The 19395-nt window shown below is 72.3% G+C and carries 19 protein-coding genes; 10 read left to right on the top strand and 9 right to left on the bottom strand.

Annotated features, from left to right (window positions below; genetic code table 11):
• Positions 1–22: 22 nt before the first annotated feature.
• Positions 23–1513 (top strand): acyl-CoA synthetase, encoded by a 1491-nt coding sequence (locus tag AMYTH_RS0120785; RefSeq protein ID WP_027931936.1) that lies wholly within the window; start codon positions 23–25, stop codon positions 1511–1513.
• Here the strand turns inward: AMYTH_RS0120785 and AMYTH_RS0120780 are convergent.
• The 5 genes from AMYTH_RS0120780 to AMYTH_RS0120760 all read right to left on the bottom strand — a co-directional run bounded on the left by AMYTH_RS0120780 (position 1482) and on the right by AMYTH_RS0120760 (position 5117).
• Positions 1482–1958, bottom strand: a complete 477-nt coding sequence (locus AMYTH_RS0120780) for a DUF5994 family protein (RefSeq protein ID WP_063630494.1) — start codon at positions 1956–1958, stop codon at positions 1482–1484. The genes AMYTH_RS0120785 and AMYTH_RS0120780 overlap by 32 nt on opposite strands.
• A 68-nt stretch (positions 1959–2026) precedes the next feature.
• A complete protein-coding gene (locus tag AMYTH_RS0120775; RefSeq protein ID WP_027931934.1) occupies positions 2027–3046 on the bottom strand; it encodes a fatty acid desaturase family protein in 1020 nt (339 codons plus the stop codon).
• Positions 3043–3207, bottom strand: a complete 165-nt coding sequence (locus AMYTH_RS49570) for a hypothetical protein (protein ID WP_167344601.1) — start codon at positions 3205–3207, stop codon at positions 3043–3045. Before AMYTH_RS49570 ends, AMYTH_RS0120775 begins: the two co-directional genes overlap by 4 nt.
• 237 nt (positions 3208–3444) lie before the next feature.
• Positions 3445–4485, bottom strand: coding sequence for an MBL fold metallo-hydrolase (locus AMYTH_RS0120765; RefSeq protein WP_027931933.1), 1041 nt, complete (start codon positions 4483–4485; stop codon positions 3445–3447).
• A gap of 86 nt (positions 4486–4571) precedes the next feature.
• The gene (locus AMYTH_RS0120760) at positions 4572–5117 is read right to left on the bottom strand and encodes an LURP-one-related/scramblase family protein (protein ID WP_027931932.1); all 546 of its coding nucleotides are present in this window, start codon (positions 5115–5117) and stop codon (positions 4572–4574) included.
• A 180-nt stretch (positions 5118–5297) separates the two neighbouring features.
• Between AMYTH_RS0120760 and AMYTH_RS0120755 the strand changes: the two genes are divergently transcribed.
• The 4 genes from AMYTH_RS0120755 to AMYTH_RS0120740 all read left to right on the top strand — a co-directional run bounded on the left by AMYTH_RS0120755 (position 5298) and on the right by AMYTH_RS0120740 (position 9722).
• Positions 5298–6320 carry a uroporphyrinogen decarboxylase/cobalamine-independent methonine synthase family protein gene (locus AMYTH_RS0120755; protein WP_027931931.1) on the top strand — a complete coding sequence of 341 codons (1023 nt, stop codon included), beginning with the start codon at positions 5298–5300 and terminating at the stop codon, positions 6318–6320.
• Between the two features lie 10 nt (positions 6321–6330).
• Positions 6331–7035, top strand: a complete 705-nt coding sequence (locus AMYTH_RS0120750; protein ID WP_027931930.1) for a hypothetical protein — start codon at positions 6331–6333, stop codon at positions 7033–7035.
• A gap of 11 nt (positions 7036–7046) precedes the next feature.
• The gene (ligA, locus tag AMYTH_RS0120745) at positions 7047–9167 is read left to right on the top strand and encodes an NAD-dependent DNA ligase LigA (protein WP_027931929.1); all 2121 of its coding nucleotides are present in this window, start codon (positions 7047–7049) and stop codon (positions 9165–9167) included.
• A 63-nt stretch (positions 9168–9230) separates the two neighbouring features.
• Positions 9231–9722 carry a GNAT family N-acetyltransferase gene (locus AMYTH_RS0120740; RefSeq protein ID WP_027931928.1) on the top strand — a complete coding sequence of 164 codons (492 nt, stop codon included), beginning with the start codon at positions 9231–9233 and terminating at the stop codon, positions 9720–9722.
• Between the two features lie 202 nt (positions 9723–9924).
• On the opposite strand, the gene AMYTH_RS0120735 is transcribed toward AMYTH_RS0120740, so the two are convergent.
• Positions 9925–10851, bottom strand: coding sequence for an NAD(P)-dependent oxidoreductase (locus AMYTH_RS0120735; RefSeq protein WP_027931927.1), 927 nt, complete (start codon positions 10849–10851; stop codon positions 9925–9927).
• A gap of 32 nt (positions 10852–10883) precedes the next feature.
• Positions 10884–11294: a MarR family winged helix-turn-helix transcriptional regulator gene (locus AMYTH_RS0120730; protein WP_027931926.1), complete on the bottom strand. Its 411-nt coding sequence runs from the start codon at positions 11292–11294 to the stop codon at positions 10884–10886.
• A 118-nt stretch (positions 11295–11412) separates the two neighbouring features.
• Between AMYTH_RS0120730 and AMYTH_RS0120725 the strand changes: the two genes are divergently transcribed.
• A complete protein-coding gene (locus AMYTH_RS0120725; RefSeq protein ID WP_027931925.1) occupies positions 11413–13428 on the top strand; it encodes an MMPL family transporter in 2016 nt (671 codons plus the stop codon).
• Here AMYTH_RS0120725 and AMYTH_RS0120720 read toward each other — a convergent pair whose 3' ends face one another.
• On the bottom strand, positions 13429–14082 hold the full coding sequence (locus AMYTH_RS0120720; RefSeq protein ID WP_027931924.1) for an ACT domain-containing protein: 654 nt from the start codon (positions 14080–14082) through the stop codon (positions 13429–13431).
• 215 nt (positions 14083–14297) lie between these two features.
• Here AMYTH_RS0120720 and gatC point away from each other — a divergent pair, with 215 nt between their 5' ends.
• The 4 genes from gatC to AMYTH_RS0120700 are packed head-to-tail and all read left to right on the top strand — an operon-like array spanning position 14298 to position 18122.
• Positions 14298–14597, top strand: coding sequence for an Asp-tRNA(Asn)/Glu-tRNA(Gln) amidotransferase subunit GatC (gene gatC / locus AMYTH_RS0120715; protein WP_017987443.1), 300 nt, complete (start codon positions 14298–14300; stop codon positions 14595–14597).
• Complete coding sequence (gatA, locus tag AMYTH_RS0120710; protein WP_027931923.1) at positions 14594–16099, top strand: Asp-tRNA(Asn)/Glu-tRNA(Gln) amidotransferase subunit GatA; 1506 nt, start codon at positions 14594–14596, stop codon at positions 16097–16099. Before gatC ends, gatA begins: the two co-directional genes overlap by 4 nt.
• Entirely contained in the window at positions 16096–17601 is a 1506-nt protein-coding gene (gene gatB / locus AMYTH_RS0120705) for an Asp-tRNA(Asn)/Glu-tRNA(Gln) amidotransferase subunit GatB (RefSeq protein ID WP_027931922.1), read from the top strand. Before gatA ends, gatB begins: the two co-directional genes overlap by 4 nt.
• A 2-nt stretch (positions 17602–17603) precedes the next feature.
• Positions 17604–18122 carry a hypothetical protein gene (locus tag AMYTH_RS0120700; protein ID WP_027931921.1) on the top strand — a complete coding sequence of 173 codons (519 nt, stop codon included), beginning with the start codon at positions 17604–17606 and terminating at the stop codon, positions 18120–18122.
• A 34-nt stretch (positions 18123–18156) separates the two neighbouring features.
• Here the strand turns inward: AMYTH_RS0120700 and AMYTH_RS0120695 are convergent, their stop codons facing one another.
• Positions 18157–19347: a PQQ-dependent sugar dehydrogenase gene (locus AMYTH_RS0120695; RefSeq protein ID WP_027931920.1), complete on the bottom strand. Its 1191-nt coding sequence runs from the start codon at positions 19345–19347 to the stop codon at positions 18157–18159.
• Between the last annotated feature and the right edge of the window lie 48 nt (positions 19348–19395).

Raw genomic sequence — 19395 nt, 5'->3', positions numbered from 1 at the left:
GGCGCCGAAGGAGGAGTCCCCCTTGACCACGCTCCGCTCCAGCACCGTCGCGGACATCCTCCGGCGCAGCGCCGCGCGCTGGCCTGCCCGTGTCGCGCTGAAGTTCGCCGACCGGGCCTGGACCTACGCCGAACTCGACGCGGCCGTCACCCGCGCCGCCGCGCACCTGCTCGGCCTGGGACTGGCCAAGGGCGACCGGGTCGCCGCGTACGGCAAGAACTCCGACGCCTACCTGATCGGCTTCCTCGCCTGCGCCCGCGCCGGGCTCGTGCACGTGCCCGTCAACTACAACCTGACCGGCGACGAGCTGGCCTACCTGGTGGAGCAGTCCGGCAGCCGAGTCGCGCTCGCCGACCCCGCACTGGCGGGCAACCTGCCGCCGCTGGAGCAGGTGGTGCCGCTGCGCGACGCCGAGGGCGCGCTGGTCGCGCTGTCCGGTGAGGCGCCCGCGCTGGACGTCGACGTGGCCGACGGCGACCTCGTGCAGCTGCTGTACACCTCCGGCACGACGTCCCGCCCCAAGGGCGCGATGATGACCCACCGCGCGCTGGTGCACGAGTACCTCTCGTGCATCACCGGCCTCGACCTCACCGCGGACGACGACCCGCTGCACGTCATGCCGCTCTACCACTCGGCGCAGATGCACGTGTTCCTCGTGCCGTGGCTGGCCGTCGGCGCGACGAACACCCTGCTGGAAACCCCGGATCCGACGGACATCCTGCGCAGGCTCGCCGAGGACCGGCACGGCGCGTTCTTCGCCGCGCCGACGCTGTGGGTCGCGCTGGCCAACCACCCCGACTTCGGCTCGCGGGACCTGAGCGCGCTGCGCAAGGCGTACTACGGCGCGTCGATCATGCCGGGGCCGGTGCTCGACCGCCTCCGCCAGGCCATGCCGGAGCTCGGTTTCTACAACTGCTTCGGGCAGTCCGAAATCGGCCCGCTGGCGACGATCCTGCGCCCGGAGGACCACGCCGAGCGCCCCGACTCGGCGGGCCGTCCGGCGCTGTTCGTGGAGCTGCGGGTGGTGGACGCCGAGGGCAACGACGTGGCGCCGGGCGAGTCCGGCGAATGCGTCTACCGGAGCCCCCAGCTGTGCGAGGGGTACTGGGACAAGCCAGACGAGACGGCGGAAGCCTTCCATGGAGGCTGGTTCCACTCCGGCGATCTGGTGCGGATCGACGAAGAGGGCTACATCTACGTCGTCGACCGCATCAAGGACGTGATCAACACCGGCGGCGTGCTGGTGGCGTCCCGCGAGGTCGAGGACGCGCTCTACACGCACCCGGCGGTCGCCGAAGCCGCGGTGATCGGCGTCCCGGACGAGAAGTGGATCGAAGCGATCACCGCGGTCGTGGTGTCCAAAGAGGACGTCGCGCCGGAGGAGCTGATCGCGCACGTCCGGGCACGGCTGTCCGCGTTCAAGGTGCCGAAGGCGGTCCGGTTCGTCCCGGACCTGCCGCGCAACGCCTCGGGCAAGATCCTCAAGCGCGAGCTGCGGGAGCAGTTCTCCTGAGCTCGTCGCCGATCAGGCTGTCCACAGTGTCGTCGCCGCCCGGCCGGGACGCGTCACGCATCGCCTTCGCCGCGGCGGCGTCGTTGGTGTCCGGCGGCACGACCAGCAGCGTCAGGCGGCGCATGCCCGTGCCGACCAGCGTGACGGTGCCGGGGCGCTGCGACCGGAACCCGTCCAGCCGCACCGTGCGCCCGCCGGTGGCGAGCTTGGTGCCTGCGGAGTCCCAGCCGTCCAGGTGGTAGGTCGACCGCTCGACGGCGCCCAGCCGGGTCGCCAGCGCCGCGAGCAGCGCGGGCAATTCGGCGGACAGGTCCCGGGACCTGGGCCACCACGCGCCGTCGACCTGCCCGGTGGTGGCCGCCTCCGGCTTCAGCGTCATGCGCAGACTCGGCCCGGGCTGCCCGGCGGCCGTGGAAGTGGTGGATTCGGGTGAACCCGACGTCATGCCGGCGCTCCCGTCCCCGGCCGGAAGAACGGCCGGTGTGGTGCCGGAAAGTCCCGGCACCACGAACACTACACGGTCCGCAGCGGTGCGCCCGTTTCGTGCAGGTGCCGCAACACTTCGCGGTAGGACTGCACCAGGCCGGTCTCGCGGTAGGAGATCCCGTGCGCGGCGCAGAACCGCCGCACGATGGGCTGCGCGTGCCGCAGGTGCGGCCGGGGCATGCTGGGGAACAGGTGGTGCTCGATCTGGTAATTCAGCCCGCCGAGCAGGAAGTCGGTGAACCGGCCGCCGCGGATGTTGCGCGACGTCAGCACCTGCTTGCGCAGGAAGTCCGGTGACTCGCCGGTCACCGTCGGCATGCCCTTGTGGTTCGGGGCGAACGAGCATCCCATGTAGACACCCCAGAGCGCCTGGTGCACCACGACGAACAACACGGCGACGCCGGGCGACAGGACGAGGAACACGGCGGCGAGGTACCCCACGGTGTGGGCGACCAGCAGCGCGCCTTCGAGGCGCCGGGCCCTGGTCTCGCCCCGCCACACCGAACGGATGCCGGAGGCGTGCAGGCTCAGCCCCTCCAGCGTGAGCAGCGGGAAGAACAACACCGCCTGGTGCTTGGCCATCCAGCGGAGGAAACCCTGTTTGCGGCTCGCCTGCCTGCGGGTGAAGGCCAGCGCAGCGATGTCCAGGTCCGGGTCGTGTTCCTCGTGGTTGGGGTTCGCGTGGTGCCGGTTGTGCCCGGAGATCCACGACTGGTAGCTCATGCCGATCAGGCCGCCGTGCAGAGTCCCGAGCGCGTCGTTGGGGCGGCGCGTCCGGAAGATCTGCTTGTGCCCGGCGTCGTGCCCGAGGAACGCCAGCTGTGCCGAGACCACGGCGAGCAGCGCGGCGATCAGCAACTGCCACCAGCTGTCGCCGAGGAAGGCGAAGGCCGTCCAGGCGCCGGCGAAGACGAGGAGCGTGGTCGCAATCCGGCGGGCGTAGTAGCCGTGGCGTCGCCGCAGCAGCCCCGCGGCGCGGATCTCGCGTGACAGGGCGGCGTAGTCGCTGCCGGTCTTGGACGACGTGGGCGCCGTGGCGCCGGTCACCGGCGGCGGGTCGGGGCGGACGTCGGCGCCGCGAAGCGGACGTGCCGCGCGGGGGTGACGTCCACCTCGCCCGCGGTCCGCGCGGGCTCCTCGACCAGGGGGTGGCTGAACAGGACGGGCGCGGCCGCGTCCGGGGTACGGGTGTGACGGGTGGTCTGCATCAAGGTGAGCTCCTGGAGGGGTGGCCGGCGCCGTCCGGCGCGGCAGCCAAGTGGTGAGGACGGCCGGCCCGGGGAACAGCCCGTGACCGGCGGAGTCGATGGCAGCGGGGGGCGAGCATCAGCATCGCAGCAGGTTCACCGTTCCGGTGCTCCTCGCAACCGGCGTCGACGGCGACCGAACCCGCCCGCCGGCACCCACCCTACGCGAAGTCGCGTCCGGCCGTCCTCGCCGCCCGCTCAGGCCACCGAGTAGCGCCGCACCCCGTCCTCGACGAGCAGCGCCAGCTTGCCCTGGTGCACCAGCAGGTCGAGGTGCGCCGCGGTCTCCAGGACGGCCAGCATCTGGTTGAACACGTCCAGCTCGCCCAGCTTGCGCTGCCGTCGCGTCCAACCCAGCCGCAGCGCGGACTCGTACGCGGTCGCGGCACCGTCCACAATGGTCGTCCCGATGACGTCGAGCCGCTGGGCGTGGTGGTCCAGCAGCTCGTCGACCCTGGCGTGCACGCTGTCGGCCACCGGGCCGTGCGCGGGCAGCATCCGCCGGTCCGGCATGCCCCGCACCAGGCGCAGCGAGTCCAGGAAGTCGCGCAGCGGCATCTCCGCCACCGCGGGCTGGAAACCGATCGACGGCGTGATGTGCGGCAGCACGTGGTCGCCGGTGAACATCAGCCCCGCCGCGCCGTCGTCGAACACGACGTGCCCGGCCGTGTGCCCCGGCGTGTGCACGACGTCGAGCTGCCTGCTGGGCAGCACGGACCGGCGGCCCGGCGTGAGCCACTCGTCGGGCCGCTCCCAGATCGACGCCTCCGTGTTGCGGCCGTGGATCTCGAACACCCGCACCAGTTCGTCGGCCACCGGATCCGCGCCGCACATGCGCAGCGACCGGATCTGCCCGATGAGCGGCACCACGTCCGGGTCCGCCGTCATGCGCAGCGACGGTTCCTCCAGCGCGCCCAGCGCGATCCGTCCGCCGAACTCCCGCCGCAGCGCGACCGCCTGCGTGTAGTGGTCGCGGTGCACGTGGGTGACCAGGAACTGGCTCACGTCACCGAGTTCCGCGCCCAGCCCCTTGAGCGCGGCGGCGAGCTGCTCGCGCGCCTCGTCCAGCGCCCACCCCGAATCGATGAGGACCAGGTCCGACCCCTCGGTGAGGGCGTAGACGTTGACGGCCCGCAGCCCGTCGTTCGGCAGCGGCAACGGGATCCGGTGCACGCCCGGCGCCACGGTGTACAGGCCGGGCTCGCTCCACTCGGCGCTGCCTTCCGGAGTTGCTTCCACGAGACCTCATCGTCCTTTCCGACCCGGGAAATTTCACTTTGGAACTTCCCGGGTGGAATGTCCACCTGCCGTGGTTGAGACCCGTGTCACCCCGGCCGCAGCGCGGTGTCCACGGTCAGCGCCGCGGCGAGCACCAGGCTCGCCAGCGGATCAGTGAGCTGCGCGAACACCTCCACGACGTAGTCGCGGCCGTCCCCGTCCGCCGCGCGCGCCACTTCCCGCCCGGAGGCGTCGGTGATGCTGAACTCCCGCGCCCGCCGGTGCTCCAGCACCCCCGCCGCGCGGCCGTGGGCCGACAGGGTGAACCGGTCCGGCCCGTCGGGCTCGATTCCGCCGATCGGCGTGCCGTCCGCGCGCGTCACCAGAAAGCGCGAGTCGTGCGCCCGCACTTTCAGCACGACACTTCCGCCGGAGTCGCGCACGGCGAAACAGTTCGGGCGGAAGCGGGCGGATCCGGTGAGCGCCCACAACGCTTTCCGGAACGTGCCGTGATCGGCTTCCGCGACACTTCCCAGCGGCCGTCCGTGCTGGTCCCGCACGCCGGGTCCGGCCGCCCCGGCACGGTGGCTGACCACCAGGAAGGGCTCGGTGAACAGGGTGCCACCGCCCGCGTGCCGCGAACCGCTCGTCATGCCCGTCAAGGTTAGCCAGCGGAAATCAAGAACGGGAGACGACCGGGGAATTGCGGAGAAATGTCCGGTTGACCGGATTTACCGACATCGGCGCCTTTCCGCTATTTCTCCCGGCGCCATTTTCCGGGCCGCGCGCGGGGCCGCGGCGCGACCGGCGGGGCGGCCTTGGAGAATCGGGGTGTGAGCGAACACGTCTGGCCACCCGGTGCGGCCACCGCGGTGGGATCGATGCCCGGCGCCGACCCCGCGGAGGCGGCCGCCGTCGTCTTCGGCGAGCTGCCCGACTTCCCGCACCTGCCGGAACTGCCTGCCCGGGGCGTCGGCGCGGACCTGATCGGCCGCACCGCCGCGATGCTGGTGGACCTCGCGATCGAGGTCGTGCCCAGCGGCTACCGGGTCGCGGCGCGGCCGGGGCGCGACCACCGGCGCGCGGTCGACCTGCTGCGCTGGGACCTCGACGCGGTCACCGAGGCGGGTGCCGCGCCCGTGATCAAGACGCAGCTGGCCGGGCCGTGGACGCTGGCCGCCGGGATCGAGTTGCCGCGCGGGCACCGCGTGCTCACCGACCGCGGCGCGGTGCGGGAGTTCGCCGAATCGGCGCTGGAGGGGCTCGCCGCCCACGTCGGGGAGCTCAAGGCGCGCACCGGCGCGGAGGTCGTGGTCCAGTTCGACGAGCCGACCCTGCCGGCCGTGCTCGCCGGTTCGCTGCCGACGCCGTCGGGATACGGCACCGTCCCGGCGGTCCCCGAGCAGGAGGCGCGGGAACTGCTGAGCCGCGTGATCGAGCGGGCGGGCGAGCTGACCGGGCAGCCGGTCGTCGTGCACTGCTGCGCCGCGCGTCCGCCGGTCGGACTCCTGCACGCCGCGGGCGCGGGGGCGCTGGCGATCGACGCGACGCTGCTCGGCGGAGCGCCCTCGACGCTGCTCGACGAGCTGGGGGAGGCCTGGGACAGCGGGACCGTGCTGTTCCTCGGCCTGGTGCCGGCGCTGGAGCCGGCCAGGCGGCCCGCGTTGCGGGAGCTGGCACAGCCCGCGCTGGCACTGGCCGACCGGCTCGGGTTCAACCGCTCGACGCTGGCCGACCGCGCGGTGCCGACGCCGACGTGCGGCTTCGCCGGGGCGACCGCGGACTGGGTGCGCCGCGCGCTGAAGCTGACCACGGATCTGGGCAAAGCGTTCGTGGAGCCGCCGGAAGGCTGGTAGGACCTACCCGATGCGATGGTTTCGACGACGGCGCCCGGAGGACGAGCTGCCCGACCCGCGCACGGCGTGGCCGGAGCAGGCGGTGCCGGACGACCCGGTGGCGGCCGCGGAACGCTTCTGGCGCCGCTGGGCGGAGATGCTGCCGGGGATCAGCGCGGCCCTGGGCGACCGCGAGCCGCAGCGCGTCGAGGGCGAGCTGGCCGCGGCCGTCGCCGAGCTGCACCCGCACCTGCACGTGTCACTCGAACGAGGGCAGCGGGCCATCTACGCCCTCGTGGTGAGCGGGCAGGAGGACCCGGCGCTGCGGCCGTTCACCGACGCGTGGAAGGCCGCCGCGCCGCCCGAGGACGCGATCTGGGAGTACCACGATTCGGTGCCGCCGGTGCCCGATCCGACGGGCGTGACGGTGAACCTCGGGACGCGCTCGGTCGCGCTGGCCGACGTCCGGGTCGCGGCGCAGGTGGACGAGGCCGAGGGGGTGGTCGACGTCGCGGTCCACCACCCGCTGCTGGGTGAACTCGACGCGGCCGCGCGGTCGGCGATGACGTTCCTGCCGCTGGACGCCACGCTCGGCGAACGCCTCGCGGCGGAACGGTTACGCAGGGTGGAGACGGCCGAGACCGAGCCCGCCGGTGCCATCACGCTCCTCGAACTGCGTGACCTGGTCCGTGGTCTGGACGAGGAACGCCCGGAAACTGTCGGTGGTGCTGACTAAGCTGACGGACTGTGAGTGAGACTCCAGCCGCACAGGACGTCACCGAGGTCCCCGCCGATGTCCGCGAGCGCCACGGCGCGCTCGCGGAAGAGGTGCGCGGGCACCAGTTCCGGTACTACGTGCTGGACTCGCCGGTCATCAGTGACGGCGAGTTCGACGCGCTGCTCAAGGAGCTGGAGCGGCTGGAGTCGGAGTACCCGGGCCTGGCGACGCCGGATTCGCCGACCCAGAACGTCGGCGGCACGTTCTCCACCGACTTCGTCGCGGTCGACCACCTCGAACGCATGATGAGCCTGGACAACGTCTTCGACGAGGAGGAGTTGCGGGCGTGGGTGGACCGGGTGGAGCGCGAGGTCGGCGGGTCCACGCAGTACCTGTGCGAGCTCAAGATCGACGGGCTGGCCATCAACCTGCTGTACGAGAAGGGGCGGCTGGTCCGCGGGCTCACCCGCGGCGACGGGCGGACCGGTGAGGACGTCACGCTCAACGTCCGCACCCTCGAGCAGGTGCCGGAGACGCTGACCGGCACCGACGAGTACCCGGTGCCCGACCTGGTCGAGGTGCGCGGCGAGGTGTTCTTCCGGGTCGAGGACTTCGCGGAGCTCAACGCCCGGCTGGTCGAGGCGGGCAAGCCGCCGTTCGCGAACCCGCGCAACACCGCGGCCGGATCGTTGCGGCAAAAGGACCCGAAGGTCACGCGCAGCCGCAAGCTGCGGCTGATCTGCCACGGCCTCGGCAAGCGCGAAGGTTTCGAGCCCGCCCGGCAGTCGGAGGCCTACGAGGCGCTGGCGGCGTGGGGGCTGCCGGTGTCCAGCCACACGAAGGTCGTCGACAAGGCGTCCGAACTGCTGGACCACATCCGGTACTGGGGCGAGCACCGGCACGACGCCGAGCACGAGATCGACGGCATCGTGGTGAAGGTCGACCAGGTGTCGCTGCAGCGGCGGCTGGGCAGCACGTCCCGCGCGCCGCGGTGGGCCATCGCCTACAAGTACCCGCCGGAGGAGGCGACCACCCGGCTGCTCGACATCCAGGTCAACGTCGGCCGCACCGGGCGGGTCACGCCGTTCGCGGTGATGGAGCCGGTGAAGGTGGCCGGGTCGACGGTGGCGATGGCGACGCTGCACAACGCGCAGGAGGTCAAGCGCAAGGGCGTGCTGATCGGCGACCGCGTGGTGATCCGCAAGGCGGGCGACGTGATCCCCGAGGTGCTCGGCCCCGTGGTCGACGTGCGCACCGGCGACGAGCGCGAGTTCATCATGCCCACGTTCTGCCCGGAGTGCGGCACGAAGCTGGCGCACCAGAAGGAGGGCGACGTCGACATCCGCTGCCCCAACGCGCGGTCGTGTCCCGCGCAGTTGCGGGAGCGGCTGTTCCACCTGGCCGGGCGCGGCGCGTTCGACATCGAGATGCTGGGCTACGAGGCGGCGACGGCGCTGCTGGAGTCCGGTGTGGTCGTCGACGAGGGCGACATCTTCGACCTGGACGAGGAGAAGCTGGGCCGGGTGGAGCTGTTCCGCACCAAGGCGGGGGAGCTGTCGGCGAACGGGCGCAAGCTGCTGGCCAACCTGGACAGCGCGAAAGACCGTCCACTGTGGCGCGTGCTGGTGGCGTTGTCGATCCGGCACGTCGGCCCCACCGCGGCGCAGGCGCTGGCGCGCGAGTTCGGCTCGCTGGAGGCGATCGAGAACGCCGACGAGGCCGCGATGGCCGATGTGGACGGCGTCGGCCCGACGATCGCCGGGGCGTTGCGGGAGTGGTTCGCCGTCGACTGGCACCGCGAGGTGGTGGAGAAGTGGCGCCGCGCGGGGGTCCGGATGGCGGAGGAGCGCGACGAGTCGGTGCCGCGCACGCTGGAGGGCCTGTCGATCGTGGTGACCGGTTCGCTGAACACCTTCTCACGCGACGAGGCCAAGGAGGCGATCATGTCGCGCGGCGGCAAGGCCGCGGGCTCGGTGTCGAAGAAGACGGCGTTCGTCGTGGTCGGCGACGCGCCGGGGTCCAAGTACGACAAGGCGGTGCAGCTGAAGGTCCCGATCCTCGACGAGGGCGGTTTCCAGGTGCTGCTGGACCGCGGCCCCGAGGCAGCCGCCGAGGTGGCGTTGCCGACGGAGGAGCCGGCCGGTGAGTGAGGCGCACGCCAGAGCGGTAGGGCCGGCCGTTGTGTCCGTCGTGATCTCAGCCGGAGGTGGCCGGTGAGCGAGGTGTCCGTAAGACCGGCGCGCCCCGAGGAGTATGCGGCCGTCGGCACCTTGACCGCGTCCGCCTACCTCGCGGACGGCCTGATCACCGCGGACGACGACTACGTGCGTGAACTGACCGACGCCGCCCACCGCGCCCAGCATGCCGAACTCCTGGTCGCCACCGACGACGACGGCCTGCTCGGCTCGGTCACGATCGTCCACCCGGGAACGCACTACTCCGAAATCGCCCGCGACGGTGAGCTGGAGTTCCGGATGCTGGCCACCGCACCGGCCGCCCGGGGCCGCGGCGTCGGCGAGGCCCTCACGCGAGCGGTGCTCGACCGGGCGCGTGCCATCGGCGCCCGCGCCGTGGTGATGTCCAGTCTGGACGCCATGCAGACCGCCCACCGCCTCTACACCCGGCTCGGTTTCAGCCGCCTGCCGGAGCGGGATTGGGAGCCGTTGCCGGGCTTGTGGCTGCGGGCTTTCCGGCTGCCTCTGTGAGGCGCTGACGCGGAGCCGGTGCCGGTCCGTGGCGCTGGTCAGGCCGCCTCGAGGAGCGGGTGGGTTTCGCCGGCGGCAGGTTCGGGAACCGTTGCCGGGCTCATGGTTGCGGGCTCTCCGGTTGCATCTGTGAGGCCTGACGCGGAGCCTGTCCCGGCGCCGAGGCGCCAGCCCGCCGCATCGCCTCTACACCCGGCTCGGGTCAGCCGGCGGGCTCGGGAGCTGCCACCCCGGCCGGGGCCGCATCTTCAGCAGCAATCGCGGCGGTCCGCTGCTCGATCGCATGCACCACCGCCGCCATGTCCTCCGCGGCGTGGCCCAACCGGAGCGTCTCCCCGTACAGCTCGTGGCACACGTCCAGCAGCGGGGACGCCAGCCCCGCCCCGCGAGCAGCCTCCGCGACCAGCTGGTTGTTCTTCAGCACGTCCGCGATCGCCGCCTGCACCCCGAAATCCCGCGCCACCAGCTTCGCCACCTTCACCCGGGACACGTCACTCGCCATCGGGCCCGCGTCCAGCACCTCCACGAACCGCGCCAAGTCCAGGCCCTGCCGCTCCGCGAAGTGCGTCGCCTCGGCCAGGCCCGTCACCATCGTGATCAGGTACAGGTTCACCGCGAGCTTCATCAGCAACGCGCCCGGCACCGGCCCGCACTCCACCACCTGACGGCACACCGGCGCCAGCAACGGCCCCACCTCGGCCACCGCCCCCGGCTCGCCCGCCAGCATCGCCACCAGCTGCCCCGCCTCGGCCGGCTTCCGCGACCCCGACACCGGCGCCTCGACGTACCGGCCACCCGCCGCGGCGACATCGGCCGCCAGCCCGCGCGAATACTCCGGCGACGTCGTCCCCATGTGCACGACGGTCCGCCCGCCGACGTTCGCCGCGAACCCGCTCCCGCCGCGGCCCAGCGCGGTATCCACCGCCACGCCGTCGGCGAGCATCAGGAACACCACGTCCGCCCGGCGGCACACCTCCGCCGCGCTCCCGGCGACCGCCGCCCCCGCCGCGCGCAGCACCTCGGCCTTCGCGGCGGTCCGGTTCCACACCACGAGCGGCGCGCCCGCGCGGACGAGGTTCAGCGCCATCGGCGTGCCCATCGTGCCCAGCCCCAGGAAACCCAGCTCCATGTCAGCACACTAGCGCGCGACTATGACAGTTGTCATGGTCCGGTCAGGTGCCCGATCAGCTCGATCAGCTGCCGCCGGAAGGCCGCGTCGTCGCCGAGTGCGCCGATCACCGACGAGTCCTCCCGCGCGATCTGCTCGGAGGTGGCCAGCACCTCTTCGCCCGCCGGGGTGAGCCGTGCCAGGGAGCGGCGGCCGTCGAGTGGATCGGGCACGCGCGTGACGTAGCCGGACCTGGACAGCCGGTCCAGGGTGCGGCTCATCGTCTGGTCCGTCACCTGGCACCGGCGGGCCAGCGCGCGCTGCGACAACGGCCCGCCGCGCAGGGTGTGCAACGCGATCAGCCCGGCGTGCGACAGCCCGAGCGTCTCCAGCCGCGCCGTCCACCGCTGCTCGACCAGCCGCGCCGCGGCGGACAGCAGTCGCCCGGTCGGCCAGGACGCCATCCCTTCCGCAGCCTCGGCAGATGTCCGATTTGCCGGGCCTTCCTCTGCGGGCAACCGCACCTCCCGGTAATGTTCAGCCTGCTGAACAACTCTCCGATCCCTAGGACTGTATTAGCCCATGAGGACCGCACGCCGGCTCGTCCCCGCCCTGCTCGTCGTCGCCTGGCTGGCGCTCGGGGGCTTCGGCGGCCCCTACGCCGGCAAGCTGAGCGACGTCGCCACCAACGACAACTCCGCCTTCCTCCCGGCGTCCGCCGAATCCACCCGCGCCCTCGACGAGCAGCGCACGTTCAGCACCGACCAGACGCTCCCGGCGATCGTCGTCGCCGAGCGGACGAGCGGCGTCGCGCCCCAGGACAACGCGTTCCTCACCGACGCCGCGGCCCGCATCCAGGCCATCCCCGGAGTCACGCAGGTCGCGAGCCCGCGGCCGTCGCAGGACGGCCAGGCCCTCGAACTCACCGTCTCCGTCCTCGTCGGCGGCGAACCCGGCGAGGTCGTCGAGCAGATCCGCGCCGAACTCCGCCAGGCGCCGCCGGGGCTGACCGTCCTCGTCGCCGGACCGGCCGCGCAGATCGCGGACCTGGTCACCGCTTTCGGCGGCATCGACGGCCTCCTCCTGCTGGTCGCCGGGCTCGTCGTGGCGCTGATCCTGGTCGTGGTCTACCGCAGCCCGCTGCTGCCCGTCGTCGTGCTGCTCTCCGCCGTCTTCGCGCTCGGGCTGGCCAGCCTGGTCGTCTACCTGCTCGCCGACCACGACGTCCTCACCCTCAACGGCCAGAGCCAGGGCATCCTGTTCATCCTCGTCTTCGGCGCGGCCACCGACTACGCGCTCCTCCTGGTCTCCCGGTTCCGCGAGCAGCTGCGCGACACCGAGAGCCGGCACGAAGCGGTCGAACTCGCCTGGCGCGCCACCCTGCCGCCGATCGCCGCGTCGGCCGGAACCGTCGTGCTCGGCGTGCTCTGCCTGCTGTTCTCCGACCTGCAGTCCAACCGCGGCCTCGGTCCGGTCGCCGCGATCGGCATCGCCGCCGCGTTCCTCGCGTCCGTCACGTTCCTGCCGGCCGCGCTCGCCCTGCTCGGCCGCGCCGCGTTCTGGCCGGTCCGGCCCAAGCTCGGCTCGCCGCACCCGGAGTCGCGCGGCATCTGGGGCCGGATCGCCAACGCCGTCGCGGCCAAACCGCGTGCGATCTGGATCGGCACCACCGTCCTGCTGCTGGTCGGCGCCGCGTTCGTCCCGCAGCTCAAGGCGGGCGGTGTCGCGCAGTCCGACCTGTTCCTCACGCCGGTCGACTCGGTCGCCGGCCAGGAGGTACTGGCCAGGCACTTCCCCGGCGGGTCCGGCTCGCCGACCACGATCATCACCAACGAATCCCAGGCCAAGGCGGTGACCCAGGCCGCCAGGGTGGACGGCGTGGCCCAGGTCGCGGCGGCGCCGAACGTGGTCAACGGCCGGGTCCAGGTCATCGCGATCCTCACTGACGCCGCCGACTCCGAAGCCGCGCTCGACACCGTCGGCCGCGTCCGGCAGGCCGTGCACGCGGTGCCCGGCGCGGACGCCGTCGTCGGCGGCACGACCGCCATCCAGCTGGACACGCAGGAGACCTCCGAGCGGGACCGGGCGGTGATCATCCCGATCGTCCTCGTGGTGATCTTCGTGGTGCTCGCGTTGCTGCTGCGCGCCCTGCTCGCGCCGCTGCTGCTGATCGCGACCGTCGTGCTGTCCTTCGCCGCCACCATGGGCGTGTCCGCGCTCGTGTTCAACCACCTGCTGGACTTCCCCGGCGCGGACCCGGCGGTGCCGCTGTTCGGGTTCGTCTTCCTGGTGGCGCTCGGGATCGACTACAACATCTTCCTGATGACCCGGGTGCGCGAGGAGGCCGTCCGGACGAACACGCACGACGGCACGCTGCGCGGTCTCACACTCACCGGCGGCGTGATCACCTCGGCCGGGGTGGTGCTCGCCGCCACCTTCGCGGCGCTGGCGGTCATCCCGATCCTGTTCCTGGCCCAGATCGCGTTCATCGTCGCGTTCGGCGTCCTGCTCGACACCCTGATCGTGCGGTCGCTGCTGGTGCCCGCCCTGACGCTGGACGTCGGACGGCGGATCTGGTGGCCGTCGAAGGTGCCGTGATCAGCCGTCGAGCACGACGGCGACGATCCCGGCCAGGTGCGCGAGGCGCGCGACCTCGGCGGCCCGGAACATCGGGCCGCCGGGACGGCCCACGAGCAGCGCCTTGTCCGGCTTGCCCAGCGGCGTCGCGGCCAGTTCGGTGCCCAGCTCCTGCCAGGTTTCCGGCACCCAGGAGTCCTCCGAGTCGAGGATGGTCGCGCGCTCCAGCGGCAGCCACGGCAGGTCGGTGATCGGCGCCTCGGGCGCCGCGCTGGAGGAGGCCAGGCGGTCCACACCCGGCTCGCTGACCGACACCACGATCGCCCAGCCCGCGCGGATGATCCGCGGCACGCCCTCGACCAGGACCGACAGCCCGGACGCCGGCTGCGCGGCGATCTCCTCGACCAGTTCCAGCTCGCGGTGGGTGTCCAGCACACCGGCGTACGGCCGCACCGCGTCGACCTCGACGCCCTCCACGCTCTCCGCCGCGGTGATCACGGCGTCCGGCAGCCTGCCGGAGGGCAGTTCGACGACCATGTCGTCGATCGCGACACCACCGCCGCGCTCGACCACGTCCACCGAGAGGATGTCCGCCCCGATCATGCCGAGAGCCGTCGCGACCGCTCCGAGGGTTCCTGGCGTGTCCGGGAGCTGCACCCGGATCAGGAAGGACAACGTGAACCCCTCTCGGGTCCGGCGCTCCCGCCTTGCCGGGGAGCGCAACCGGCCGCTGATTGTGACAGACGAAGGCCGTCACGGGGAGCCATCGTCTGAGTACCGAGACCGGATTGCGAGCCCGCCGTGCACAACCCGGTCGAGGTCGCAAGGCCCGCCGCCATAGACTTGTGACTTACCGAAACGCCGATCCGCACACCCCGGGAGTCACCCGCGTGCCCAACATTTCCCGCGACGAGGTCGCGCACCTGGCCAAGCTCGCCAGGCTCGCGGTCACCGACGACGAGCTGAACGTTTTCGCAGGTCAGCTCGACCAGATCCTGGACGCGGTTGCCAAGGTCAGCGAAGTCGCAGCCGACGACGTGCCGCCGACCTCGCACGCCGTGCCGCTCACGAACGTCTTCCGCGAGGACGTGGTCCGGCCCGGGCTGACCCAGCAGCAGGCGCTGGCCGGTGCGCCGGCCGCCGAAGAGGGCCGCTTCCGGGTGCCGCGGATCCTGGGGGAGGAACAGTGACCGACCTAACACGGCTGTCGGCCGCCGAGCTGGCCGAGAAGATCCACGCGCGTGAGGTGTCCGCCGCGGAGGTCACGCAGGCGCACCTGGACCGCATCGGCGAGGTCGACGACCACGTCCACGCGTTCCTCAACGTCGACGCCGACGGCGCGCTCGCGGCCGCCCGTGAGGTCGACGCCGCGCTGGCCGACGGCCAGGCCCCGGCCTCGCCGATCGCCGGTGTCCCGCTCGCCCTCAAGGACGTGCTGACCACCCAGGGCCTGCCCACCACCTGCGGTTCGAAGACCCTGGAGAACTGGATCCCGCCGTACGACTCGACGGTCACGCGCAAGCTGCGCGAGGCGGGCGTGCCGATCCTGGGCAAGACCAACATGGACGAGTTCGCGATGGGCTCCTCCACCGAGAACTCGGCGTTCGGCCCGACGCACAACCCGTGGGACCACGGCCGCATCCCGGGCGGCTCCGGCGGTGGGTCGGCCGCGTCGCTCGCCGCCTTCGAGGCGCCGCTGGCGATCGGCACCGACACCGGCGGCTCGATCCGCCAGCCGGGCGCGGTCACCGGCACGGTCGGCGTGAAGCCGACGTACGGCGGGGTGTCCCGCTACGGGCTGGTGGCGTTCTCGTCCTCGCTCGACCAGGCCGGGCCGTGCGCCCGCACCGTGCTCGACGCCGCGCTGCTGCACGAGGTCATCGGCGGCTGGGACCCGCTCGACTCGACCTCCATCAACGCGCCGGTGCCGCCGGTCGTCGCCGCCGCCCGCGAGGGCCTGCGCGGCGACCTCAAGGGCATCAAGGTCGGCGTGGTCAAGGAGTTCAGCGGCGAGGGCTACCAGGCCGGTGTCCAGCGCTCGTTCGAGGGCGCGGTCGAGCAGCTCACGGCGCTCGGCGCCGAGGTCGTCGAGGTGTCCTGCCCGAACTTCGTCTACGCGCTGCCCGCGTACTACCTGATCGCGCCGAGCGAGGCGTCGTCGAACCTGGCCCGGTTCGACGCCATGCGCTACGGCCTGCGGGTCGCCGACGACGGTTCGCACAGCGCCGAAGAGGTCATGTCGGCCACGCGCGAGGCCGGGTTCGGCCCCGAGGTCAAGCGCCGCATCATGCTCGGCACGTACGCGCTCTCCTCCGGCTACTACGACGCGTACTACGGCTCGGCGCAGAAGGTGCGCACGCTGATCTCCCGCGACTTCGCGGCCGCGTTCGAGAAGGTGGACGTGCTGGTCTCGCCGACCACCCCGACCACCGCGTTCAAGATCGGCGAGCGGGTCGACGACCCGATGGCCATGTACCTGGCCGACCTGTGCACGATCCCGGCCAACCTGGCGGGCAACGCCGCCATGAGCGTGCCCAGTGGACTGTCCGATGAGGACGGGCTGCCGGTCGGCCTGCAGATCATGGCCCCGGCGCTCGCCGACGACCGGCTCTACCGGGTCGGCGCCGCCTACGAGGTCGCGCGCGGGTCGATCATCGACCGGGTTCCGGAGCTGAAGGGAGTCTCGGCGTGACCGCCGTTGCCGAAGTGATGGACTACGCCGAGGTCGTCGAGCGGTTCGACCCGGTGCTCGGGCTCGAGGTCCACGTCGAGCTGAACACCAAGACGAAGATGTTCTGCGGCTGCGCCAACGAGTTCGGCGGCGAGCCCAACACCCACGTGTGCCCGACCTGCCTCGGCCTGCCCGGCGCGCTGCCGGTGCTCAACGGCAAGGGCGTCGAGGGTGCGATCCGCATCGGCCTCGCGCTGAACTGCGAGATCGCCGAGTGGTGCCGGTTCGCCCGGAAGAACTACTTCTACCCGGACATGCCGAAGAACTTCCAGACCTCGCAGTACGACGAGCCGATCGCGTTCAACGGCTACCTGGACGTGACGCTGGACGACGGCGAGGTCGTGCGCGTGGAGATCGAGCGCGCGCACATGGAGGAGGACACCGGCAAGTCGCTGCACGTCGGCGGCGCCACCGGTCGCATTCACGGCGCGGAGCACTCGCTGCTGGACTACAACCGGGCCGGCGTGCCGCTCATCGAGATCGTCACCAAGCCGATCGTCGGCATGGGCGAGCGGGCTCCCGAGGTCGCCCGCGCCTACGTGACCGCGCTGCGGGACCTGCTGCTGGCGCTGGACGTCTCCGACGTGCGCATGGACCAGGGCTCGCTGCGCTGCGACGCGAACGTGTCGCTGATGCCGAAGGGCGCCACCGAGTTCGGCACCCGCACCGAGACCAAGAACGTCAACTCCTTCCGCAGTGTCGAGCGCGCCGTGCGGTACGAGATGACGCGGCAGGCCGCGGTGCTGGTCGCGGGCGGCACGGTCACCCAGGAGACCCGGCACTTCCAGGAGTCCGACGGCACCACCTCGCCGGGCCGCACCAAGGAGACCGCCGAGGACTACCGGTACTTCCCGGAGCCCGACCTGGTCCCGATCGCGCCGTCGCGCGAATGGGTCGAGGAGCTGCGCGGGACGCTGCCGGAGATGCCGGCCGCGCGCCGCAAGCGGATCCAGACCGAGTGGAACCTGTCCGCCGAGGAGCTGCGCGACCTGTTCAACTCGGGCGCGGTCGAGCTGGTCGAGGCGACGGTCGCCGAGGGCGCGAAGCCGAACGACGCCCGCAGCTGGTGGGTGAACTTCCTGGCGCAGGAAGCCAACGCCCGCGAGACCGAGATCGCCGCGCTGCCGATCACCCCGGCGCAGGTCGCCAGGGTGGCCGCGCTGGTCGACTCCGGCGAGCTGACCAACAAGCTCGCGCGTGAGGTCGTCAAGGGCGTGCTGGCCGGCGAGGGCGAGCCGGACGAGGTCGTGGAGAAGCGCGGCCTGAAGGTCGTCTCGGACGACTCGGCGCTGCTGGCCGCGGTGGACGCGGCGCTGGCCGCGCAGCCGGACATCGCGGACAAGATCCGCGGCGGCAAGGTCCAGGCGGCGGGCGCGATCGTCGGCGCGGTCATGAAGGCGACCAAGGGCCAGGCCGACGCCAAGCGCGTCCGCGAACTCATCATCGAGCGGGTGGGCGCCTGAGGATGCCGTCGAAGGTGTCCGCCGAGCCCGAGCGGTTCTCGCTCGCCCGCGTCAGCTGGCGCGAGTGGACGGCGTTCGGGGCGGGCGTGGTCGCCACGCTCGCCCTGTTCCTGCCGTGGACGAACCTGTCCGCGACGAACCAGGTCGTCGACGAGGCCCTGCGGGAACTGCCGTCCTCCGACGTCGCGCGGGACGCCTGGACCACCGGGTTCCTCGCCTGGTGCGGGCCGTTGCTGCTGCTCCTCGCCGGTGTCGCGGTGGTCGCGTTCGGACAGTTCCGCAAGGTGCGCGTCGCCGGGCTGCCGCACCTGTGGCTGATCTTCGCCGGAGTGGCGCTGCTGCTGATGGTCCTCGGCTGGTTCGCGATGGGCTGGCAGTTCGACGAGGACACCCGCGGGCTGCTCGACGAGGGCGGCATCGGGCTGTACGCCGGGATCGGCCGGTACCTGGGGACGCTCGGCGCGCTGGCGTCGCTGGTGGCGGCCGTGCTGGATGTTCGGGCGCTGCGGCGCCGGTCCTGAGGTTCGCCGGTTCCCGGCCGTGAGGTCTGCGGTGCTAGTCCTTGCCGCTGCCGCCGCTCGGGGTGGCCTGCAGCGAGATCAGCACGACCCGGTCGTCGCTGGAAATCGGCTGGCCGCCGTCCTTGTTGACGGTGCCCACGAGCGCGAACTGGCTGTCGATCTGGTCCAGCCCTCCGTAGCGGCCGTACGCGGTGCCGTTCTTGCCGTCCATCAGCGTCTTCGGCTTGCCGCCCACCGAACCGTCCAGCGTGATGGGCAGTTCCTGCACGTTGGCGCCCACCGAGGTGGCGATGACGACCGCCGAGCCGCTGTCCGCGCAGCCCGCCAGCGCCGGCTTCTCCGGCCACGTCCACGTCGGCACCGCGAGCGACGCGCCCGGCGTGATCGGGTACAGCGCGTCCACGGAGGAGCCCCGGTCCGTGATCCACATCCGGGAACCGTCCGTCGCCTTGCAGAGGCCGCCGGGGGAGTGCACGCCGCTCGCGTACACCCGCGAGCCGGGCGTCGGGTTGCCCTGCGCCGCGTTGCCCGCCGTGTCGATGCGCAGGACCTTCCCGGCCAGCGAGTTCGGGTCCGCGGCCGCCGACGGGTTGCCCGCGTCGCCCGTCGCGACCAGCAGCGCGCCCTTGCCGTCGGTCATGATCGCGCCCCGGTTGCCCGTCGCGCCCTTCGGGATGCCCGTCAGCAGCGCCTTCGGCTGCTGGCCGCGCGTGAAGCGGACCACCCGGTTGTCGGTGGCCGTCGTGACGTAGGCGAACACCAGCTGGTCCTCGGCGAACGTCGGGGACAGCGCGAGCCCGGTCAGGCCGCCGTCACCGGTCGCCTGCACGTCCAGGCGGATGACCTCGGCCGGCGCCTGACCGCTCGACACCTGCAGCACGCGGCCTGTCTTGCGTTCCGCGGCGAGCGCGCTCGGCGCGGCGCCGGTGTCCGGCAACGCGGCGAGCGCGGACACCGTGTCCAGGCACGTCGCAATCACGGACTGGTCGTAGTCGGTGCAGCCCTGCGGCGGCGGGATCGACGTCTGCGGGGCGCTGGGCCGCGACTCGTCGTCACCGCCGTCGACCTCGGGCAGCTCGGGCTGCGGACCGGCCGGGGCGGTCAGCTCCGGGGCGGGTTCGAACGTCTGGTTCGCGGCCCGGTCGTCGAACCGGGCGCAGCCGGTCAGCAGCAGCCCGCAGGCCGCCACCAGCAGCCACGGCGCCTTCCCGTTCCCGACACGCACGCTCCCAGCCTAGGTGGCGGTGGGTGAACGACGGGTAAGTACCGTGGC

It is taken from the genome of Amycolatopsis thermoflava N1165 (assembly GCF_000473265.1).
GTDB classification, from domain to species: domain Bacteria; phylum Actinomycetota; class Actinomycetes; order Mycobacteriales; family Pseudonocardiaceae; genus Amycolatopsis_E; species Amycolatopsis_E thermoflava.
Note: the sequence above shows the minus strand (reverse complement) of the source record. Positions and strands in the feature narration are given on the sequence as shown.

Bases quoted from the DNA above. Each gene is read 5' to 3' on its own strand.
- AMYTH_RS0120735 (WP_027931927.1), bottom strand. From the start codon at position 10,851: ATGGAGCTGGGTTTCCTGGGGCTGGGCACGATGGGCACGCCGATGGCG.
- AMYTH_RS49570 (WP_167344601.1), bottom strand. From the start codon at position 3,207: ATGCAGACCACCCGTCACACCCGTACCCCGGACGCGGCCGCGCCCGTC.
- AMYTH_RS0120700 (WP_027931921.1), top strand. From the start codon at position 17,604: ATGCCGTCGAAGGTGTCCGCCGAGCCCGAGCGGTTCTCGCTCGCCCGC.
- AMYTH_RS0120760 (WP_027931932.1), bottom strand. From the start codon at position 5,117: ATGACGAGCGGTTCGCGGCACGCGGGCGGTGGCACCCTGTTCACCGAG.
- AMYTH_RS0120750 (WP_027931930.1), top strand. From the start codon at position 6,331: ATGCGATGGTTTCGACGACGGCGCCCGGAGGACGAGCTGCCCGACCCG.
- AMYTH_RS0120725 (WP_027931925.1), top strand. From the start codon at position 11,413: ATGAGGACCGCACGCCGGCTCGTCCCCGCCCTGCTCGTCGTCGCCTGG.
- AMYTH_RS0120780 (WP_063630494.1), bottom strand. From the start codon at position 1,958: ATGACGTCGGGTTCACCCGAATCCACCACTTCCACGGCCGCCGGGCAG.
- AMYTH_RS0120730 (WP_027931926.1), bottom strand. From the start codon at position 11,294: ATGGCGTCCTGGCCGACCGGGCGACTGCTGTCCGCCGCGGCGCGGCTG.